Below are 15,984 nucleotides of genomic sequence, written 5' to 3'. Positions count from 1 at the left end.
TCAGCAATCGCCTTCGCCGCCGCCTTCATCTTCTGGCTCAATCAATGAGTCCTGATCCTAGACGGTCAATCCCTGCAGCAGCTTGGGCAAATCGCCGGTCTCGCCGCGCGCCTCCGCCATGAAGAAGCGTTTCAGCGGCGGGATGCGTTCGACGGCGGCGAGGCCGAGGCGGCGGACGGCGGCGGCGGGGCGGCCCTTCACGGCGAACAGGCGGTTCAAGGCGTCCGTCACGCTCGCCACCATCATATTGTCGAAGCGGCGCCAGCCTTCGTAGCGGGCGAGCAGCTGCGCGTCGCCGAGGTCGAGGCCGAGGCGGGCGCCATCAACCAGCACTTCGGCGAGTGCCGCGACGTCGCGCAGCCCCATGTTGAAGCCCTGGCCGGCGATCGGGTGGATGCCGTGCGCGGCGTCGCCGATCAGCGCGAGGCGGGTGTCGGTGTAGCGCTCTGCATGGTGGAAGCCCAAGGGGTAGGAGGACGCCGGGGCGATCAGCTTCACGTCGCCGAGGAAGCCGCCCATGCGCTTTGCCACTTCGGCGGCCAGCGCTCGCTCGGGCAGCGCCAGCATCGCCGGCGCATCCTCATTCTCCACCGACCAGACGATCGCCGAGCGGGTGCCGGGCGCCGCGTCGCCGGTGGCGCGCATCGGCAGAATGGCGAAGGGGCCGGTCGGATAGAACAGCTCGAAGGCGACGTTGCCGTGCGACTGCTCATGCTCGATCATCGTGACGATCGCGGTCTGGCCATAGCGCCACGCAGAGGCGCGGATGCCCGCCGCCTCGCGCAGTGCCGAGCGGCGGCCGTCGGCGGCGATGACCAGCGGCGCCTTCAGGATGGTGCCGTCGTGGAGCGTCACCGTGGCGCCGGTCGCGGTGCGCTCGACGCTCTGATAGCGCGCCGGGGCGCGGACCTTGATGTGGGCCGCCTTTGCCGCCGCCTCGATCAGCGCGGCGCGCAACAGGCGGTTCTCGACCATGTAGCCGAGCGGGCCGAGGTCGGCGTCGCGCGCGTCGAAATGCAGGTGCAGCGGCGACAGGCCGTCGGTGACGCGGATCTCGTCGATGGCGCAGGCCTGACCATCGACCAAATCCCACAGGCCGATCGCCTTGAACATCCGCGCCGAGGCGCTGGCGATCGCCGAGGCGCGGCCGTCGAAGCCGGGGGCGAGGGTGGTCGACAGGTCGGCGCTGTCGACGACCACGCTCGACAGGCCATGCTTGTCGAGCGCCAAGGCCAGCGTCATGCCGACGAGGCCCCCGCCGATGATGATCACGTCGCTGTTCATTGCCGCTTCCTACGCCCCCGCGCGGCAAAGCCCAAGGGCGACGCGACGATGCCTAGGAAATAAGCGGCATAATATATGTGCCTATTTTGTGTGCATGAATCAGGCGCCACAGGGCGATTTTTGCCCTTCTCCCCTATGAAGGGCAGTTGGCACGCTTCCTGAAAAGGAAGTCCCCGGATGCCTTTTGCGTCCATTGCTCGCTCAGGGGCCTAATCGGCCACAACTGTCGGCCGGGAGTCACACTCCCGGCCGATTTTTCCGGCGAGCCCACCGACATGCTTGACCGTTAACCAAGCTTGACGCCAGAATCCGCGGCTCGGGGAACACGGGGGATATATGGCGAAGGGGCAGGCGATCCGGCGATCGTCGTTGATACCCGAGGCGTGGGTGGCGGCGATGCGCACGGCGGGTGTGGTGGCCGCCGGCGGCGCGTTCGTGCTGCTGGCGATCGGCCTCGCGCTGGCGCTGGCGACCTATGATCCTGCCGACCCCTCGCTGAACCATGCGACCTCGCGCGTGCCGGCCAACTGGCTCGGCGGCTTCGGCGCGGGCTTCGCCGACCTGCTGCTCCAGGCGCTCGGCCTCGGCGCGGTGCTGCTTATTCCGCTGGTCGCGGCGATCGGCGTGCGCATCGCGCGCGGCCAGCCGCTCGACCGCTGGCGGCGCTATGTCATCGCGACGATCCTCGGCGCGCTGGTCGCCGCGGTGGCGCTCGGTGCGACCGGGCTCGGCGCCAGCTGGCTGCCGGCGGGCCTCGGCGGCGCGGTCGGCTTCATCGGCCAGGGTGCGCTCGGCGGGGTGATGGCGCTGCTGCCGCCGTCGGTGCCGTCGCTCGCCGTCGCCATCGTGCCGGCGCTGCTGCTGGGGATCGCGTCGCTGTCGCTGTTTGTCTGGGGGCTCGGCGTCGACCGCGAGGACTGGCGCGAGCTGTTCGGCCGCGTACGCGGCGAACCCGACGGCTATGACGACGAAGATTATGACGACGAGGACGACGCGGAGGAGGCCGGCGAGGTCGCCCCGGCCCGCCCGCGCGTCCGCGCGCCGGTCATCGACGATGCCGACGAAAGCCCCGCCGCGCCGCGCGCGCGCATTCTCGGCCGCACCGCCGCGCCGGCGCCGTCGAAGCGCGTGGCGAAGGAGCGGCAGTCGTCGCTCGACCTCGGCGACACCTACAAGCTGCCCGCGTTGAACCTGCTGAAGGAGCCGCCGAAGTCATCGGGCCAGAAGGTCGATGCCGCCGCGCTCGAGCAGAATGCGCGGCTTCTTGAATCGGTGCTCGAGGATTTCGGGGTGAAGGGCGAGATCGTCGAGGTCCGTCCCGGCCCCGTCGTCACCATGTACGAGCTGGAACCGGCACCGGGCATCAAGGCCAGCCGCGTCATCGGCCTCGCCGACGACATCGCGCGGTCGATGAGCGCGATCTCGGCGCGCGTCGCGGTGGTGCCGGGCCGCAACGTCATCGGCATCGAGCTGCCCAACGCGCGGCGCGAGATGGTATCGCTGTCGGAACTGCTGTCGTCGGTGGCGTTCGAGGACCGCAGCGCGGCGCTGCCGCTGGTGCTCGGCAAGAACATCGCCGGCGATCCGGTGATCGCCGATCTGGCGCCGATGCCGCACCTGCTGATCGCCGGCACCACCGGCTCGGGCAAGTCGGTGGGCCTCAATGCCATGATCCTGTCGCTGCTCTATCGGCTGACGCCCGAGCAGTGCCGGATGATCATGATCGACCCGAAGATGCTCGAGCTGTCGGTCTACGACGGCATCCCGCATCTGCTGTCGCCGGTGGTCACCGAGCCCCAGAAGGCGATCCGGGCGCTCAAATGGGCGGTCGAGCAGATGGAGGACCGCTACCGGATGATGGCGAGCATCAACGTGCGCTCGCTCGCCGGCTTCAACCAGAAGGTGCGCGAGGCGGCGGCGAAGAACCAGCCGTTCACCCGCAAGGTCCACACCGGCTACGACCCGGAAACCGGCCAGCCGATCTACGAGACCGAGACCCTGGAGTTCGAGCCGCTGCCGCTGGTGGTGGTAGTGGTCGACGAGCTTGCCGACCTGATGATGACGGCGGGCAAGGAAGTCGAGTTCCTGATCCAGCGCCTCGCGCAGAAGGCGCGTGCCGCCGGCATCCACCTGATCATGGCGACGCAGCGTCCGTCGGTCGACGTCATCACCGGCGTCATCAAGGCCAATTTGCCGACGCGGATCAGCTTCCAGGTGACCTCGAAGATCGACAGCCGCACCATCCTCGGCGAGCAGGGCGCCGAGCAGCTGCTCGGCAAGGGCGACATGCTCTACATGCCCGGCGGCAAGCAGATCATCCGCGTCCACGGCCCGTTCGTGTCCGACGAGGAGGTCGAGGGCGTCGCCGCGCACTGGAAGGACCAGGGCCACCCCGACTATGTCCAGGCGGTCACCGAGGAGCCCGCCGAGGGCGGCAGCTTCGGTTTCGACACCGACGGCGACGACGAGGAGGGCGATCTCTACCGCCGCGCCATCCAGGTGGTCGCCGAAAGCCAGAAGGCCTCGACCAGCTACATCCAGCGTCAGCTGCGCATCGGCTACAACGGCGCGGCGCGGCTCATCGAGCGGATGGAGAAGGACGGCTATGTCGGCCAAGCGGACCATGTCGGCCGTCGCGAGGTGCTGGTCGATCCCGACGGGACGCGGGTGAACTGACCGACTCGTCCCTCTCCCGCGAGCGGGCGAGAAGCGGCCAATTCGACCACCGCGCCATTTCCATCGTCATCCCCGCGCAGGCGGGGATCCATTACCGCCGACGCTTCGGGTTATGGACCCCCGCCTTCGCGGGGGTGACGATAGGTGGATTAATGGCAGCGATTTCGAATTCGACGGCAAGGCCTCGGCGGCTCAGACTGCCGGTGCCACGTTCTGCTTCAATCGGCGCGTCAGGTGCGCCGCTGCGACGGGTTTGCCATAATACCAGCCCTGCAGGCGGGTGCAGCCGGCGTCGCGGAGCAGCGCCGCCTGTTCGGCGGTCTCGACGCCCTCGGCGGTAACCGGCAGGCCCAGCGAGTCGCCGAGCTGGACGATGGCAGCGGCGAGCGACCGGCTGTTGTCCTCGCCGACGATCTCGCCGAGGAATTCGCGGGTGAGCTTCAGCCGGTCGAGCGGCAGCTTGCGGAGGTAGGTGAGGCTCGCGAAGCCGGTGCCGAAATCGTCGAGCGCCACCTTCACGCCGAGCGCGCGCAGCTCAGACAGGATTTCACGGGCATTGTCGGCGTCGCGCAGCAGGAAGCCTTCGGTGATCTCCAGCTCGAGCCGGTTGGCCGGCAGGCCGCTGTCGGCGAGGATGGCGAGCAGCGAATCGGCGAAGCGCGCGTCCCAGGCCTCCGCGGCGGACAAATTGACCGCGATCGAAATGTCCCATTTGGCAGCGGCGCGGGCCGCCTTGCGCATCACCTGCCGGGTCAGCTCGGAGATCAGCCCTGCTTCCTCGGCGACCGAGATGAACAGCGCGGGATCGACCATACCGCGTGTCGGGCTGGTCCAGCGCGCCAGCGCCTCGGCGGCGACGATATGCTCGCTGCGCGCGTCGACGATCGGCTGGAAGCAGACGTCGATCGCGTCCTGCTGCAGCGCAGCGCGCAGCTCGACGGCGATCTGGTGGCGGGTGTCGCGGCCGGCATCCATCGCCGGCTCATAGCCGCGCCACTGGCGCTTGCCGCCGGCCTTCGCGGCATACATCGCCACATCGGCGTGGCGGATCAGCTCGATCGCGGCGATGCCGGGCTCGGCGGGCGCGATGCCGAGGCTGCAGCCGAGATAGACCTGCCGGCCGCCATGTTCGACCGGATGCGCAAACGCGTTGAGGATGCCGATCGCGACGCGTTGGGCGCGCGGCAGCGCGTCGGCGCCGGCGAGCGCGATGGCGAACTCGTCGCCGCCCAGCCGCGCCAGCCGGCCGCCGGGGTCGTTGGCGGAGACCAGCGCGATGCGCTCGGCGGCGGCGGCGAGCAGCATGTCGCCGGTCAGATGGCCGAAGGCGTCGTTGATCGCCTTGAAGCCGTCGAGGTCGATGTAGACCACCGCCATGTCGGGGCTGCGCGCCAGCTCGGCCTGCAGCCGCTCGACGAAGGCGCGGCGGTTGGGCAGCTCGGTCAGCGGGTCGAGCTCGGCCAGGCTGCGCGCGGCTGCTTCGTTGGCGATCACCTGTTCCGCCCACCGCTTGGCGGTGCGCGCGCCGACGAGGCCGGCGTAGGCGAGCAGGATGAACAGCAGCACCGCGACGGGAAGCACGGCGAGCGCCGAGGCGAGACCCGGCGAGCGGCCGTTCCACGCCAGCCAGGCGAAAGGTTTGCCGTCGACGCCGACGAACGCCGCCGAGGTCTCGCCGGGATCGTCGAGCACGACGCGCAGTCTGGCGAAGCCTGACGGCATTTCGAGCGCGCTCAGCACGCCGGCGTCGAGCCGCTTCACGGTGACGAGCAGACGGTCGGGGGCGCCGGCCATACGCAGCGCCGGATCGATCGGGCGGACACGATCGACGCTGATCACCGCGACGCCGCCGTCGTAGCGGCAATAGCCGGTAGCGGCGCCGGTCTTGTGCGCGCGGTCGAGCAGCAGGGTGAGCGGATCGCCGATCAGCTGGCGGGCGGTGCGCGCCGAGCGGGTGCCGAGCACCGAGGCGTAGAGCGTCTTGCCGCCTGCATCGACGAGGAAGGCGTCATGATAATCGAGCAGGCCGAAGGCGTCGGGGCCCCAGTTCTCGTCCATCCAGCGGAGGTCGTGGCCGATGACGGCGGCGCGGTAGGCGTCGTTCCACTCGGCGTTGTCACGCCCGAGCAGCGCCGCTTCCTGCTTCACATAGTCGAGCAGGCTGGCGGCGCGGCTGCGCTCGCGGCCCTGCGCATCGGTATTCTGCTGCTGCGCCATGAAGGCGATGCTGAGCAGCATGAGCAGCGGCGCGATCAGCGCCACCATCATGTGGAGCTGGCGGATGCCGGTGGCGGTGGCAGACGCGAGGCGTAGGCTGGCGGGGGTGCGGGACGCAAACGCGGCGATCGCCCCGGCCATGCCGGCACGCCAAGAGTGCTCCTGTCGCGCTTCGGCGCGCGCCATTCCAATCCCCAACAACTGCCCCATCAATAGCTTAGCAAGTTTCGGGCCAGTGCCGGATTCGGGTTGCGCGGAACCGGCGGGGTTCACCCGCTGTTCAAGCGACCGCAGCCATCCTACATCGCGACTATATCCAAGCGGAGATCTTCATGCGTTTCCTGATCGCCGGCGTCGTTGCCGCCCTTGCCGCCGCCGCGCCGGCGCAGGCCTCGCTGCCCGAGGTCGCGGCGCATTTCCGCGGCCTGCAGACGATGACCGCCGACTTCACGCAGACTTCGGCATCCGGTGCGGTCGCGCGTGGCAAGCTGATCCTCGCGCGGCCCGGCAAGGTGCGTTTCCAGTACGAGCCGTCGGTGCCGATGCTGATCGTCGCCGACGGGAAAAGCCTGTCGATGATCGACTATGAGGTCTCGCAGGTGTCGAAATGGCCGATCAAGGGCACGCCGCTGGCGGTGCTGCTCGATCCGGCGACCGACATCGCCAAGTACGGCCGCATCCTCCCCCCCGGCAACGGCGGGCTGCCGGGCTTCGTCACCGTCGAATCGAAGGACAAGAAGCACCCGGAGTACGGGACGATCACCCTCTATTTCTCGCCCGACAAGCAGGCGCCGGGCGGCCTCTCGCTGTCGGCGTGGCGGGTGCTCGACGCGCAGGGCAACACCACCCAGGTTCAGCTGGCCAACGCGCGCTTCAACGTCGCCGTCGATAAAAATTCATTCACCTATCGCGACCCCCGTCAGCGTCCGCGTCCGCGCGGTCGCGGCTGATGGCCACATCGGATTTGTAAAATCCTCCGACAGTTTATATCTAGGAGACGTGGCGGGGCCCGAGTCGGGATTTGCCCCCTGTTGCCCGGACAAACTCCGCCATTGCGTGACGAGCGCATCCGACCCCCGCTCCCGTGCCCCCGGAGCGGGGGTCAAATTTTGTCAGCGTGACCCTTCGCATCCGGCTTGCTAGAGGCAGCCGATGGCCCGCCTGAAGATCGCCTCCTGGAACATCAATTCGGTACGAGCCCGTATTGGAATCGTTGAACGATTCCTCATCGAGCATGCGCCCGACGTGCTGTGCCTTCAGGAAACCAAGGTCATCAACGGCGACTTCCCGCACGAAATGTTCGAGCGGCTGGGCTACGTCCACCGCTATCTGAACGGCCAGCGGATGCACCACGGCGTCGCGGTCATTTCGAGGATTCCGCTGGTCGAGGACCGCCGCCACGATTGGCAGGACAACGGCGAGGCGCGCCATATCGGTGTAAGATTGGCCGACACCGGCGTGCTGCTGGAGAATGTTTACGTTCCCGCCGGCGGCGATATTCCCGATCCGATCCTCAACCCGAAGTTCGGGCAGAAGCTCGCTTACTACGACCGGATGACCGACTGGTCGGCGAAGCTTCGTGACCCGACGATCATCGTGGGCGACATGAACGTCGCGCCGCTGCCGTCCGACGTGTGGAATCACAAGGCGCTGCTCGACGTGGTCAGCCACACGCCGATCGAGGTCGAGAAGATGGAACGGCTGATGGCCAGCCATGGCTGGGTCGATCTGGGGCGCAAGTTCATCGAAGCGCCGGCGCGGCTCTACACCTGGTGGAGCTACCGCGCGAAGGACTGGGCCGCGTCCGATCGCGGACGCCGCCTCGATCATATCTGGGCGAGCCCGGACCTCGCCGCCACCGCCACCTCCTTCGCGGTGGCGGAGGGCGCTCGCAGCTGGGAGCGGCCGTCCGACCACGTCCCGATCATCGCCGAGTTCGATCTGTGAGCCTGGCGGTCGCGCGCGCCGTCGATGAACTGAAGCGGGGCCGGCCGGTGGCGGTCGGCGGCCTCGGCGTGCTGGCGGTCGAACTCGCCGATGCCGACAGCCTTGCGATGTTCGAGAACGGGGCCCGCGCCGACTTGCTGCTCAGCCACCCGCGTGCGGCGCTGCTCAACATCGTCAACCAGCGCGCCGCCGCCGCCGGCCCGGTGCGGGTGAGGCGCAGCGACTGGATGGATGCGGCGGCCAGTCTTGCCGCCGCCGACCCGGTGCGCGACCTCGCGACGCCGTTCAAGGGGCCGTACGAGACGGTGGCGCTCGGCGATATCACGCAAGCGGCCAGCGCGGCGATCCGGCTGGCGAAGCTCGCCGGGCTGCTGCCGGCGCTCTATTTGATGGAGGGTGCCCGCGGCGCCGACTGGCTCGCGGTCGAACCGGCGGACGTGAACGCTTATCGCGAGGCGAACGACCTGCGGCTGGTCACCCGCGCACGGCTGCCGCTCGACACCGCCGAGAACAGCGAGATCGTCGCCTTTCGCGGCAGCGGCGGCGGGCCGGAGCATCTGGCGATCGTCATCGGCGATCCGCGGCGAAGCAGCCCGGTGCTGATCCGCCTCCATTCCGCCTGCCTTACCGGCGACGTGCTCGGCTCGCTGAAATGCGACTGCGGCCCGCAGATGCGCGCGGCGCTCGCGGCGATTGCCAAGGAAGGCGCCGGCATCCTGCTGTACCTGCAGCAGGAAGGGCGCGGCATCGGCCTCGTCAACAAGCTGCGTGCCTATGCGCTGCAGGACCAGGGTTTCGACACCGTCGACGCCAATCTGCGCCTCGGCTTCGAGATCGACGAGCGCGATTTCGGGTTGGCGGCGAAAATGCTGGAGCTGCTGGGCGTCGGTCAGGTGCGGTTGATGACCAACAACCCGGCGAAGGTCGCCGGGCTCGAAGCGGAAGGCGTGACCGTCACCGAACGCGTGCCGCACCATGCCGGCGAGGGCGCGCACAACGCGCAGTATCTGGCGACCAAGCGCGAGCGGACGGGGCATATTCTTTAGGCCCCTCCTCGCTCACGAGCAGGTTGGGCCTCATGTTCTGATCGGATTCGCCTTCCCCTGAATCCGTCATTCCGGCGAAAGCCGGAATCCAGTCCGACCGTGGGTCTGGATACCGGCTTTCGCCGGTATGACGATAAAGGGCATGCGCGGCGGGACGTGGCTCAGTCGTTGAGCGCCCCGAGCCGCTTCTTCGGCGCGGCGCGCTGCCAGGAGGTACGCAGCAGCGCCTCGGTCATGCCGTCTCGCGGAGGCCGATCAGCTCGGCGATCTCGTCGAAGCTCGTCGCGAGATGATGCGCCCCGGCGTCGCGCAGGCGGTCGGCGTGGCCGTCGCGAATATGCGTGCCCGCGAGCAGGCCGACCACGGTCATGCCCGCCGCGACGCCCGCCCGCACGCCGATCGGCGAATCCTCGATCACCAGCGCGCGTGACGGCGCCACCCCCATCGCCTCGGCGGCGTGGAGGTAGATGTCGGGATGCGGCTTGCTGCGCTTCACATGGAGCGCGGCGCTGAACAGCCGGTCGCCGAAATGCGGATCGAGGCCGAACATCGCGAGGCGGCTGCTCAGCCATTCGGGCTGGCTCGACGAGGCGATGCAGCGCGGCAGGGTGCCCAGCCTTTCGAGAAACGCTTCCACGCCGGTGACGGGGCGCAACTCGGCGGGCAGGCGCGCCGTCATCATCGCATCGACGCGCGGGCGCAGCTCGGCCGGCACCGCGCCCCAGCGCGCCTCGACCTTCAGCAAACAGTCGGTCCAGCCGAACCCCATGTAGGTGTCGAAGGCCTCGTCGAGCGAGGTCGGGCAGCCGAGCGCGGTCAGCTCGTCGGCAAGCACCTGATTGGCGAGCGTCTCGCTGTCGACGACGACACCGTCGAAATCGAAGATGACGAGATCGTAGGTCATCGCGCCCCGAACAGCGCCGTGCCGACGCGGACATGCGTCGCGCCGAGCATGATCGCCGTCTCATAGTCGGCCGACATGCCCATCGAGAGTTTCGAGAGGCCGTTGTCGCGGGCGAGCTTGGCGGCGAGCGCGAAGAAGGGCGCCGCCTCGATGTCGGCGGGGGGCACGCACATCAGGCCGGTGACGGCGAGGCCGGCCTCGCGCGCCTGTCGGAGCAGCGCGGGCAGCTCTGCGACGGCGACGCCGCCCTTTTGGTCCTCGGCGCCGATGTTCACCTGAACGAACAGCTCGGGCGCCTTGCTCACCGCACCGATCGCCTTGACCAGCGCCTCGACCAGCGAGGGGCGGTCCACGCTGTGGATGACGTCGAACAGCGCCACGGCCTCGGCCGCCTTGTTCGACTGGAGCTGGCCGACGAGATGGAGACGCGTGCTCGCGTCGCGGAGTGCCGGCCATTTGGCAGCCGCCTCCTGCACCCGATTTTCGCCGAAGCTTGCCTGCCCCGCCGCGATCAGCGGGCGAATCGCCGCTTCGTCGACGGTCTTCGACACCGCGATCAGCTCGATCTCGCTGGCTTTCCGCCCCGCGAGCTTCGCTGCCTGCGCGATGGTATCCCGGACGGTGGCCAGCCGCGTCGCGGCGTCGTTCGCATCACTCATGGCGCCCGCTATAAGCGAGGCGATGCGCCCCCGTCACCTGCCCGAGATCTGGCTGTTCACCGATGAGCGGCAGGGCGAGTCGCTGTGGGCGGCGCTCGACCGGCTGCCGCGCGGCGCCGGGGTGATCTTCCGCCACTATCGGAGCGCCGATCGCGTGGCGCTGGCGGCGCGGATGCGTGCCGTGTGCCGGCGGCGCGGAGTGTTGTTCGTCGTCGCCGGGCCGCTGCGGCAGGCGCGGGCGTGGCGGGCGGATGGCGCGCATGGCCGCTTTCCGGGAGCGCTGACCGCATCGGCGCACACTATCGCCGAACTGGTCGCGGCGCGGCGCGCCGGCGTGGCGCTCGCCTTCCTGTCGCCGCTGTTCGCGACGCGCTCCCACGCGGGTGCCGTGCCGCTCGGGCCGGTGCGATTCGGGCTGATGGCGCGCGGACGCGGGGTCGCGGTGGCTGCGCTGGGCGGCGTCACGCCGAATCATAGCGCGCGGCTGCGGCTGCTGGGGGCCGCCGGTTGGGGCGCGATCGACTTCTGGTCGGAAGGATAAGCGGCCCCGTCCCGGCTTGGGGATGGGACGGGGCCGGCTCGTCGGCGCCGCGTTCCGCTACTTGGGGCACGCGAAAGGGCGCTGCAGGCCGGCGGGGTTGGGTGCGTGAGGAACAGCTTGGGGAAATTCCGCGCTGACCGTCGTCCTGCAAGGCCGGTTCTAGAATCGTTCCGGTAAACGAACGATTAACCGCGAAAATCGCCGGCCTTTTATCGCGCCAGCGCGCGCTGCGTGCTCTCGAACAGGGTCAGATGCGCCGCGCGCGCGGCCTCGATGCGGCCGATCAGCGTGCCGGCCGAATCGAGCGGCGCCTTCACGTCGCTGCCGCGCGCCGAGGCTTGCGCCAGATCGCCGGCGACGACATTGGCGCGGTCGCGCAGCTCGCCGATAGTGGCGCCCAGCCGTTCGAGGCGGGTCAGCTCGAGCTGCGCCTTCGACCAGGCCGGCGTGTTCGGCGCGGCGCGCTCGGCGCCGGTGAGCGCGGTCTCGGTCTCGACGCGCTGTTTCTGCCAGCGCGCCTCGACGTCGGTGAACTCCTTCGAGATGTCGGCGATGCGCGCCGCCGCCTCGTTGACCGCGCTGTCGTCAGCGGGCGCTTCGGGCGGCGTCACGACGGCAGCAGGCGCCGCCGGCTCGGGCGCAGGCCCGCGAGTCCCCGCCTCGATCTCGCCGGGTCGCCGTGCGAGGCTCGGCCATTCGCCGTCGGCGGTGGCGGCACAGCCGGCAAGCAGGGTGGCGGACAGCAGCAGCGGAGCAACGCGGATCATGGCGCGGACCCTAGTCGGCGCCCCGGCAGGCGGCAAGCGCGACAGGCTTGCGTTCTTGGCCGACCCCCACTATGTGACGGCTCCCACGCGCCCGTAGCTCAGCTGGATAGAGCATCAGACTACGAATCTGAGGGTCGGACGTTCGAATCGTTCCGGGCGCGCCAGATTTTCAAAGGGCTTAGCGGCATATGTCGCTAAGCCCTTTTCTGTTTCCGGGCTCAACCCTGCTATCGGGCTGACGATGGCCGATCACGACTCCTATATCGCCGCCGCCCCCGAGCCGTTTCGCCCCCTGCTGGCGCGGTTGCGCGCGCAACTTGCCGCCGCGCTGCCCGAGGCCGATGAGGTCATCGAATACAATATGCCCGGCTTCCGCATCGGCAAGGCGATCGTCGCCGGCTATGCGGCGTTCAGCAAGCAATGCGGCCTCTATGTCGCGCCCGCGGCGATCGCCGCGCATGCCGGGGATATCGCCGCCGCCGGCCTCAAGGCGAGCAAGACCGGCGTGACCTTTTCGGCCGCAAAGCCGATCCCCGACGATCTCGTCGAAAAGCTCGCGTCGGCCTCGCGAAAGGCGCTCGCCTAGCCCTGGCCCTTCAGCCCTGGTCGAGAAGGCCGGCGGCGAGGCAGTCGCCGATCGCCGCGCCGATGATGTCGACGCCCTGCGCCAGCTCTTGCGCCGTGATGGTGAGCGGCGGCGCCATGCGCATCACCCCGCCCATGCCGGGCAGCTGGACGATGTTGACGCACAGGCCGAGCTCGAAGCAGCGGCGCGACACGGCAGCGCCGAAGGCGGGTACCGGCATCTTGCTCGCGGGATCGCGCACGAACTCGACGCCGGCGAGCAGTCCGCGCCCGCGCACGTCGCCGACGCACTCGAAGCGGTCCTGCAGCTCGCGCAGCATCACGTTCAGCTGTGCGCCCATCTTCGCGGCATGCGCGGTCAGGTGGTCGCGCAAAATGATCTCGATCGCCTTCAGGCCGATGCGCGCCGGGAAGGGGTCGGACACGTGGGTGGTGTAGAAGAGGAAACCGCGCTCATGGCAGCGTTCCTCGATCTCCGGCGAGGTGAGCGTTGCCGCCAGCGGCAGGCCGGCGCCGAGCGTCTTCGACAGCGTGATGATGTCGGGGGTGATGCCGTGATGCTCGGAGGCGAACATCGCGCCGGTGCGGCCGAGCCCGGTCTGCGCCTCATCGACGATCAACAGCATGCCGCGCTCGCGGCACTTTTCGTGGAGCCGCGCGAGATAGCCCGGCGGCGGCTCGATGAGGCCGCCCGAACTGAGGATCGGCTCGACGATCACCGCCGCGAGCGCGCCGATGCTCTGCCGGTCGATGAGCCCGAAGGCATAGTCGAGCATGTCGAGCTCGAAGCCGTCGCCAGCCCAGTCGGGGCGGCGGTACACATAAGGGGTGGGCAGCGCCATCACGCCGGGGAGCTGCGGGCCATAGCCGCGGCGGCTGGCGGAAAAAGTGGTCGGGAAGGCGGCGCCGGTCATGCCGTGCCAGGCGAGGTCGAAGGCGATCACCTCATGGCCGCCGGTGTAGAGCTTGGCGAGGCGCAGCGCCGCCTCGTTCGATTCAGCACCCGTCGACAGCAGGATGGAGCGGCTGAGCTTGGGCCCGAGCAGGTCGGCGAGCACCTCGGCGAGCTTCACCACCGGCTCTGACAGGAAACCCGAGAACAGGTGCACCGGCTCGTCGGCCGCCGCCTTCATCGTCGCGACGATCTCGGGGTGCTTGTGGCCGAGGATCGCGCTCATCTGGCCCGAGGTGAAATCGAGCAGTGCCCGCCCGGTCTGATCGTAGACATAGGCGCCGTCGGCACGCTCGATCAGGCAGGGCAGGAAGCTGCCGCCGTAGCGGATGAGGTTGCGCGCCAGGTCGTTGGGCGACAGCGTGCCACCCGCAGACGGACTGGGGCTGGACGGACGGATCGCATCGAGACTTGCCATGGGACGCACATTCTCCTGATTATGGCGCGATAAGGCGCGCGAAGCTTCGGCATGCGCAACCCACTAATCCTGCGTGCGAGGCCTAGATTTCCTGATGCAGCGCGACCTGCCCAATCTCGACTGGCTGCGCGTGTTCGCGGCGACGGCGGCGACCGAAAGTTTCGCGCTCGCCGCCGACCGGCTCGGCGTGACGGCGGGCGCGGTCAGCCAGCGCATCAAGGCGCTGGAGGCCTTCCTCGACGTGCCGCTGTTCCAACGGCACGCGCAGGGCGTGACCCTGACCGAGGCCGGGCGCCGCTATGCGCAGCGGGTCGCGCCGGCGGTCGATCAGCTCGCGGCGGCGACGCGCGAGATCAGCGCCGGTGCGGGGGCGCGGACGGTGCGGGTCACCATCTTGCCGGCGCTGGCACAGCTCTGGCTCGGGCCGCGGCTCGACGATTTCCATGCGCGCCACCCCAACACCTCGGTCGAAATCTGGGCCGATGCGACCGTCATCGACATGCGCAGCGCCGGTTTCGACATCGCCATCCGCTACGGCCGGCCGCCCTTTTCGGGGTGCGATCATCGCCCGCTGCTGGTCGATGAGATGGTGCCGGTGGCGGCACCGTCGCTCGCCGCCGGCCCGCGTGACGATCGGGGCCTGCCGGCGGGCGCGCCGCTGATGCTCGACACCTACTGGGCGCAGGATTTCGACGACTGGCTGGCGGTGACCGGCGAACCGCGCGTCACGGGGCAGGTCGTGCAGACCTTCTCGCTTTATTCGATGGTGGTCGAGGCGACGCTCAACGGCCGCGGCTTCATGATGGGGCACAGCTCGCTGGTCGATGGCCTGCTGCGGCGCGGGCAGCTGGTGGCGCTGTCCGGCCGGCGGGTGCCGTGCCGCAATCAGTTCCACCTGCTGACCCGCAGCGGCGCGCCGCTGTCCGAGGCGACCGAAGCCTTTGTCGGCTGGTTAGCGGATCAAGCGGCTTAGGCGGTTGCCGCAGCGCAGCATGCGCTCTACGCCTGAGGGATGGCGCCGCCCGCTTCCCCCGCCGACTATCGTCGCGCCATCTGGCTGCGGCTGGCGGCGGGACTAACCTTCGCGATCATGGCAGCGGGGGTAAAGCTCGCCAGCGACCATGGCGCGCATGTCGTCGAGATCATCTTCTACCGGAACCTGTTCTCGCTGCCGCTGGTGTTCGGCTGGCTGCTGGTCGGGCCGGGCTGGGCGGGGACGAAGGTGGTGCGCCCCAAGGCGCATGTCAGCCGCGCCATCATCGGCCTGACCGGCATGGTGCTCAACTTCCAGGCGATCCGCATGCTGCCGCTCGCCGAGGCGACGGTGATCAGCTTCTCGGTGCCGTTCTTTGCGACGGCGCTCGCCGCGATCTTCCTCGCCGAGCCGGTGGGGCGTCACCGCTGGACGGCGATCGCGGTCGGGCTGGTCGGCGTCGTCATCGTCGTCCAGCCGGGCGGGTCGCATATCGAGCCGGTGGCGGCGCTGGTCGGCATCGTCGCGGCCTTGGCGGTGGCGACGGTCACGGTCACCCTGCGCCAGCTCGGCAGTACCGAGAGCGCGACGGCGACGGTGTTCTGGTTCTCGATCGCCAGCACCATCGTCACCGGCCTAACCATGCCGTGGTTCTTCCAGGCGCATGACGCGGTAACCTGGGGGCTGCTGCTCTGGGTCGGCATCGCCGGCGGCGCGGCGCAGCTGGTCAACACCGCCTCGCTGCGGCTGGCGCCGGTGCCGGTGCTGGCGCCGTTCGACTATCTGCAACTGCTATGGGCGGTGCTGCTCGGCTGGCTGATCTGGCAGACCTCGCCGACGGCGGCGACCTGGGCGGGCGCGGCGGTGATCGTCGCCAGCGGCCTCTATATCGTCCACCGCGAGCGGGCGTTGCGCCGTCAGGTATCGGCGGCGCCGGAAAGCCCGCGGCCCGAAGCCTAGAGCGGGATGACGCTACACGGAAGCATACCCTGAGTTGGCGAGATAGTTGGCGCAC

Annotated in this window: 14 protein-coding genes and 1 tRNA gene; 9 read left to right on the top strand and 6 right to left on the bottom strand. The window is 69.3% G+C overall.

All coding sequences use genetic code 11. The features are described 5' to 3' along the window. Nucleotides 1-57: 57 nt before the first annotated feature. Nucleotides 58-1,284, bottom strand: coding sequence for a UbiH/UbiF/VisC/COQ6 family ubiquinone biosynthesis hydroxylase (locus tag ACFOMD_RS18120; protein WP_380864157.1), 1,227 nt, complete (start codon nucleotides 1,282-1,284; stop codon nucleotides 58-60). A gap of 336 nt (nucleotides 1,285-1,620) precedes the next feature. Between ACFOMD_RS18120 and ACFOMD_RS18115 the strand changes: the two genes are divergently transcribed. Beyond that, nucleotides 1,621-3,960 carry an FtsK/SpoIIIE family DNA translocase gene (locus ACFOMD_RS18115; protein ID WP_380864155.1) on the top strand — a complete coding sequence of 780 codons (2,340 nt, stop codon included), beginning with the start codon at nucleotides 1,621-1,623 and terminating at the stop codon, nucleotides 3,958-3,960. Nucleotides 3,961-4,152: 192 nt separating this feature from the next. Here ACFOMD_RS18115 and ACFOMD_RS18110 read toward each other — a convergent pair whose 3' ends face one another. Beyond that, a complete protein-coding gene (locus ACFOMD_RS18110) occupies nucleotides 4,153-6,318 on the bottom strand; it encodes a putative bifunctional diguanylate cyclase/phosphodiesterase (RefSeq protein ID WP_380864152.1) in 2,166 nt (721 codons plus the stop codon). Between the two features lie 191 nt (nucleotides 6,319-6,509). Between ACFOMD_RS18110 and ACFOMD_RS18105 the strand changes: the two genes are divergently transcribed. The 3 genes from ACFOMD_RS18105 (at nucleotide 6,510) to ribA (ending at nucleotide 9,170) form a co-directional block, all read left to right on the top strand. Continuing rightward, nucleotides 6,510-7,127 (top strand): LolA family protein, encoded by a 618-nt coding sequence (locus tag ACFOMD_RS18105; protein ID WP_380864149.1) that lies wholly within the window; start codon nucleotides 6,510-6,512, stop codon nucleotides 7,125-7,127. A gap of 202 nt (nucleotides 7,128-7,329) precedes the next feature. Continuing rightward, complete coding sequence (gene xth / locus ACFOMD_RS18100; protein WP_380864147.1) at nucleotides 7,330-8,124, top strand: exodeoxyribonuclease III; 795 nt, start codon at nucleotides 7,330-7,332, stop codon at nucleotides 8,122-8,124. Next, complete coding sequence (gene ribA, locus ACFOMD_RS18095; protein ID WP_380864145.1) at nucleotides 8,121-9,170, top strand: GTP cyclohydrolase II; 1,050 nt, start codon at nucleotides 8,121-8,123, stop codon at nucleotides 9,168-9,170. The genes xth and ribA overlap by 4 nt, the downstream gene beginning before the upstream one ends. Before the next feature lie 232 nt (nucleotides 9,171-9,402). Here ribA and ACFOMD_RS18090 read toward each other — a convergent pair whose 3' ends face one another. Both ACFOMD_RS18090 and ACFOMD_RS18085 read right to left on the bottom strand, forming a co-directional pair. Beyond that, on the bottom strand, nucleotides 9,403-10,074 hold the full coding sequence (locus tag ACFOMD_RS18090) for an HAD family hydrolase (protein WP_380864142.1): 672 nt from the start codon (nucleotides 10,072-10,074) through the stop codon (nucleotides 9,403-9,405). Then, complete coding sequence (locus ACFOMD_RS18085) at nucleotides 10,071-10,733, bottom strand: YggS family pyridoxal phosphate-dependent enzyme (RefSeq protein ID WP_380864139.1); 663 nt, start codon at nucleotides 10,731-10,733, stop codon at nucleotides 10,071-10,073. Before ACFOMD_RS18085 ends, ACFOMD_RS18090 begins: the two co-directional genes overlap by 4 nt. A gap of 22 nt (nucleotides 10,734-10,755) precedes the next feature. Here ACFOMD_RS18085 and ACFOMD_RS18080 point away from each other — a divergent pair, with 22 nt between their 5' ends. Continuing rightward, entirely contained in the window at nucleotides 10,756-11,274 is a 519-nt protein-coding gene (locus tag ACFOMD_RS18080) for a thiamine phosphate synthase (RefSeq protein WP_380864137.1), read from the top strand. Nucleotides 11,275-11,483: 209 nt separating this feature from the next. On the opposite strand, the gene ACFOMD_RS18075 is transcribed toward ACFOMD_RS18080, so the two are convergent. Continuing rightward, entirely contained in the window at nucleotides 11,484-12,041 is a 558-nt protein-coding gene (locus ACFOMD_RS18075) for a hypothetical protein (RefSeq protein WP_380864135.1), read from the bottom strand. A gap of 87 nt (nucleotides 12,042-12,128) precedes the next feature. Here ACFOMD_RS18075 and ACFOMD_RS18070 point away from each other — a divergent pair. Further along, nucleotides 12,129-12,205 (top strand) — tRNA-Arg (locus tag ACFOMD_RS18070). A 77-nt stretch (nucleotides 12,206-12,282) separates the two neighbouring features. Beyond that, nucleotides 12,283-12,627, top strand: coding sequence for an iron chaperone (locus ACFOMD_RS18065; RefSeq protein WP_380864133.1), 345 nt, complete (start codon nucleotides 12,283-12,285; stop codon nucleotides 12,625-12,627). A gap of 10 nt (nucleotides 12,628-12,637) precedes the next feature. Here ACFOMD_RS18065 and ACFOMD_RS18060 read toward each other — a convergent pair whose 3' ends face one another. Next, nucleotides 12,638-13,996, bottom strand: a complete 1,359-nt coding sequence (locus ACFOMD_RS18060) for an aspartate aminotransferase family protein (protein WP_380864131.1) — start codon at nucleotides 13,994-13,996, stop codon at nucleotides 12,638-12,640. Nucleotides 13,997-14,090: 94 nt separating this feature from the next. Here ACFOMD_RS18060 and ACFOMD_RS18055 point away from each other — a divergent pair, with 94 nt between their 5' ends. Both ACFOMD_RS18055 and ACFOMD_RS18050 read left to right on the top strand, forming a co-directional pair. Next, complete coding sequence (locus tag ACFOMD_RS18055; protein ID WP_380864128.1) at nucleotides 14,091-14,969, top strand: LysR substrate-binding domain-containing protein; 879 nt, start codon at nucleotides 14,091-14,093, stop codon at nucleotides 14,967-14,969. 39 nt (nucleotides 14,970-15,008) lie between these two features. Beyond that, nucleotides 15,009-15,929, top strand: a complete 921-nt coding sequence (locus ACFOMD_RS18050; protein WP_380864126.1) for a DMT family transporter — start codon at nucleotides 15,009-15,011, stop codon at nucleotides 15,927-15,929. The last annotated feature ends 55 nt before the right edge of the window (nucleotides 15,930-15,984 follow it).

It is taken from the genome of Sphingoaurantiacus capsulatus (assembly GCF_042648405.1).
Taxonomy (GTDB): Bacteria; Pseudomonadota; Alphaproteobacteria; order Sphingomonadales; family Sphingomonadaceae; genus Sphingoaurantiacus; species Sphingoaurantiacus capsulatus.
The sequence above is the reverse complement of the archived record's forward strand: the minus strand, read 5'-3'. Positions and strand labels throughout refer to the sequence as shown.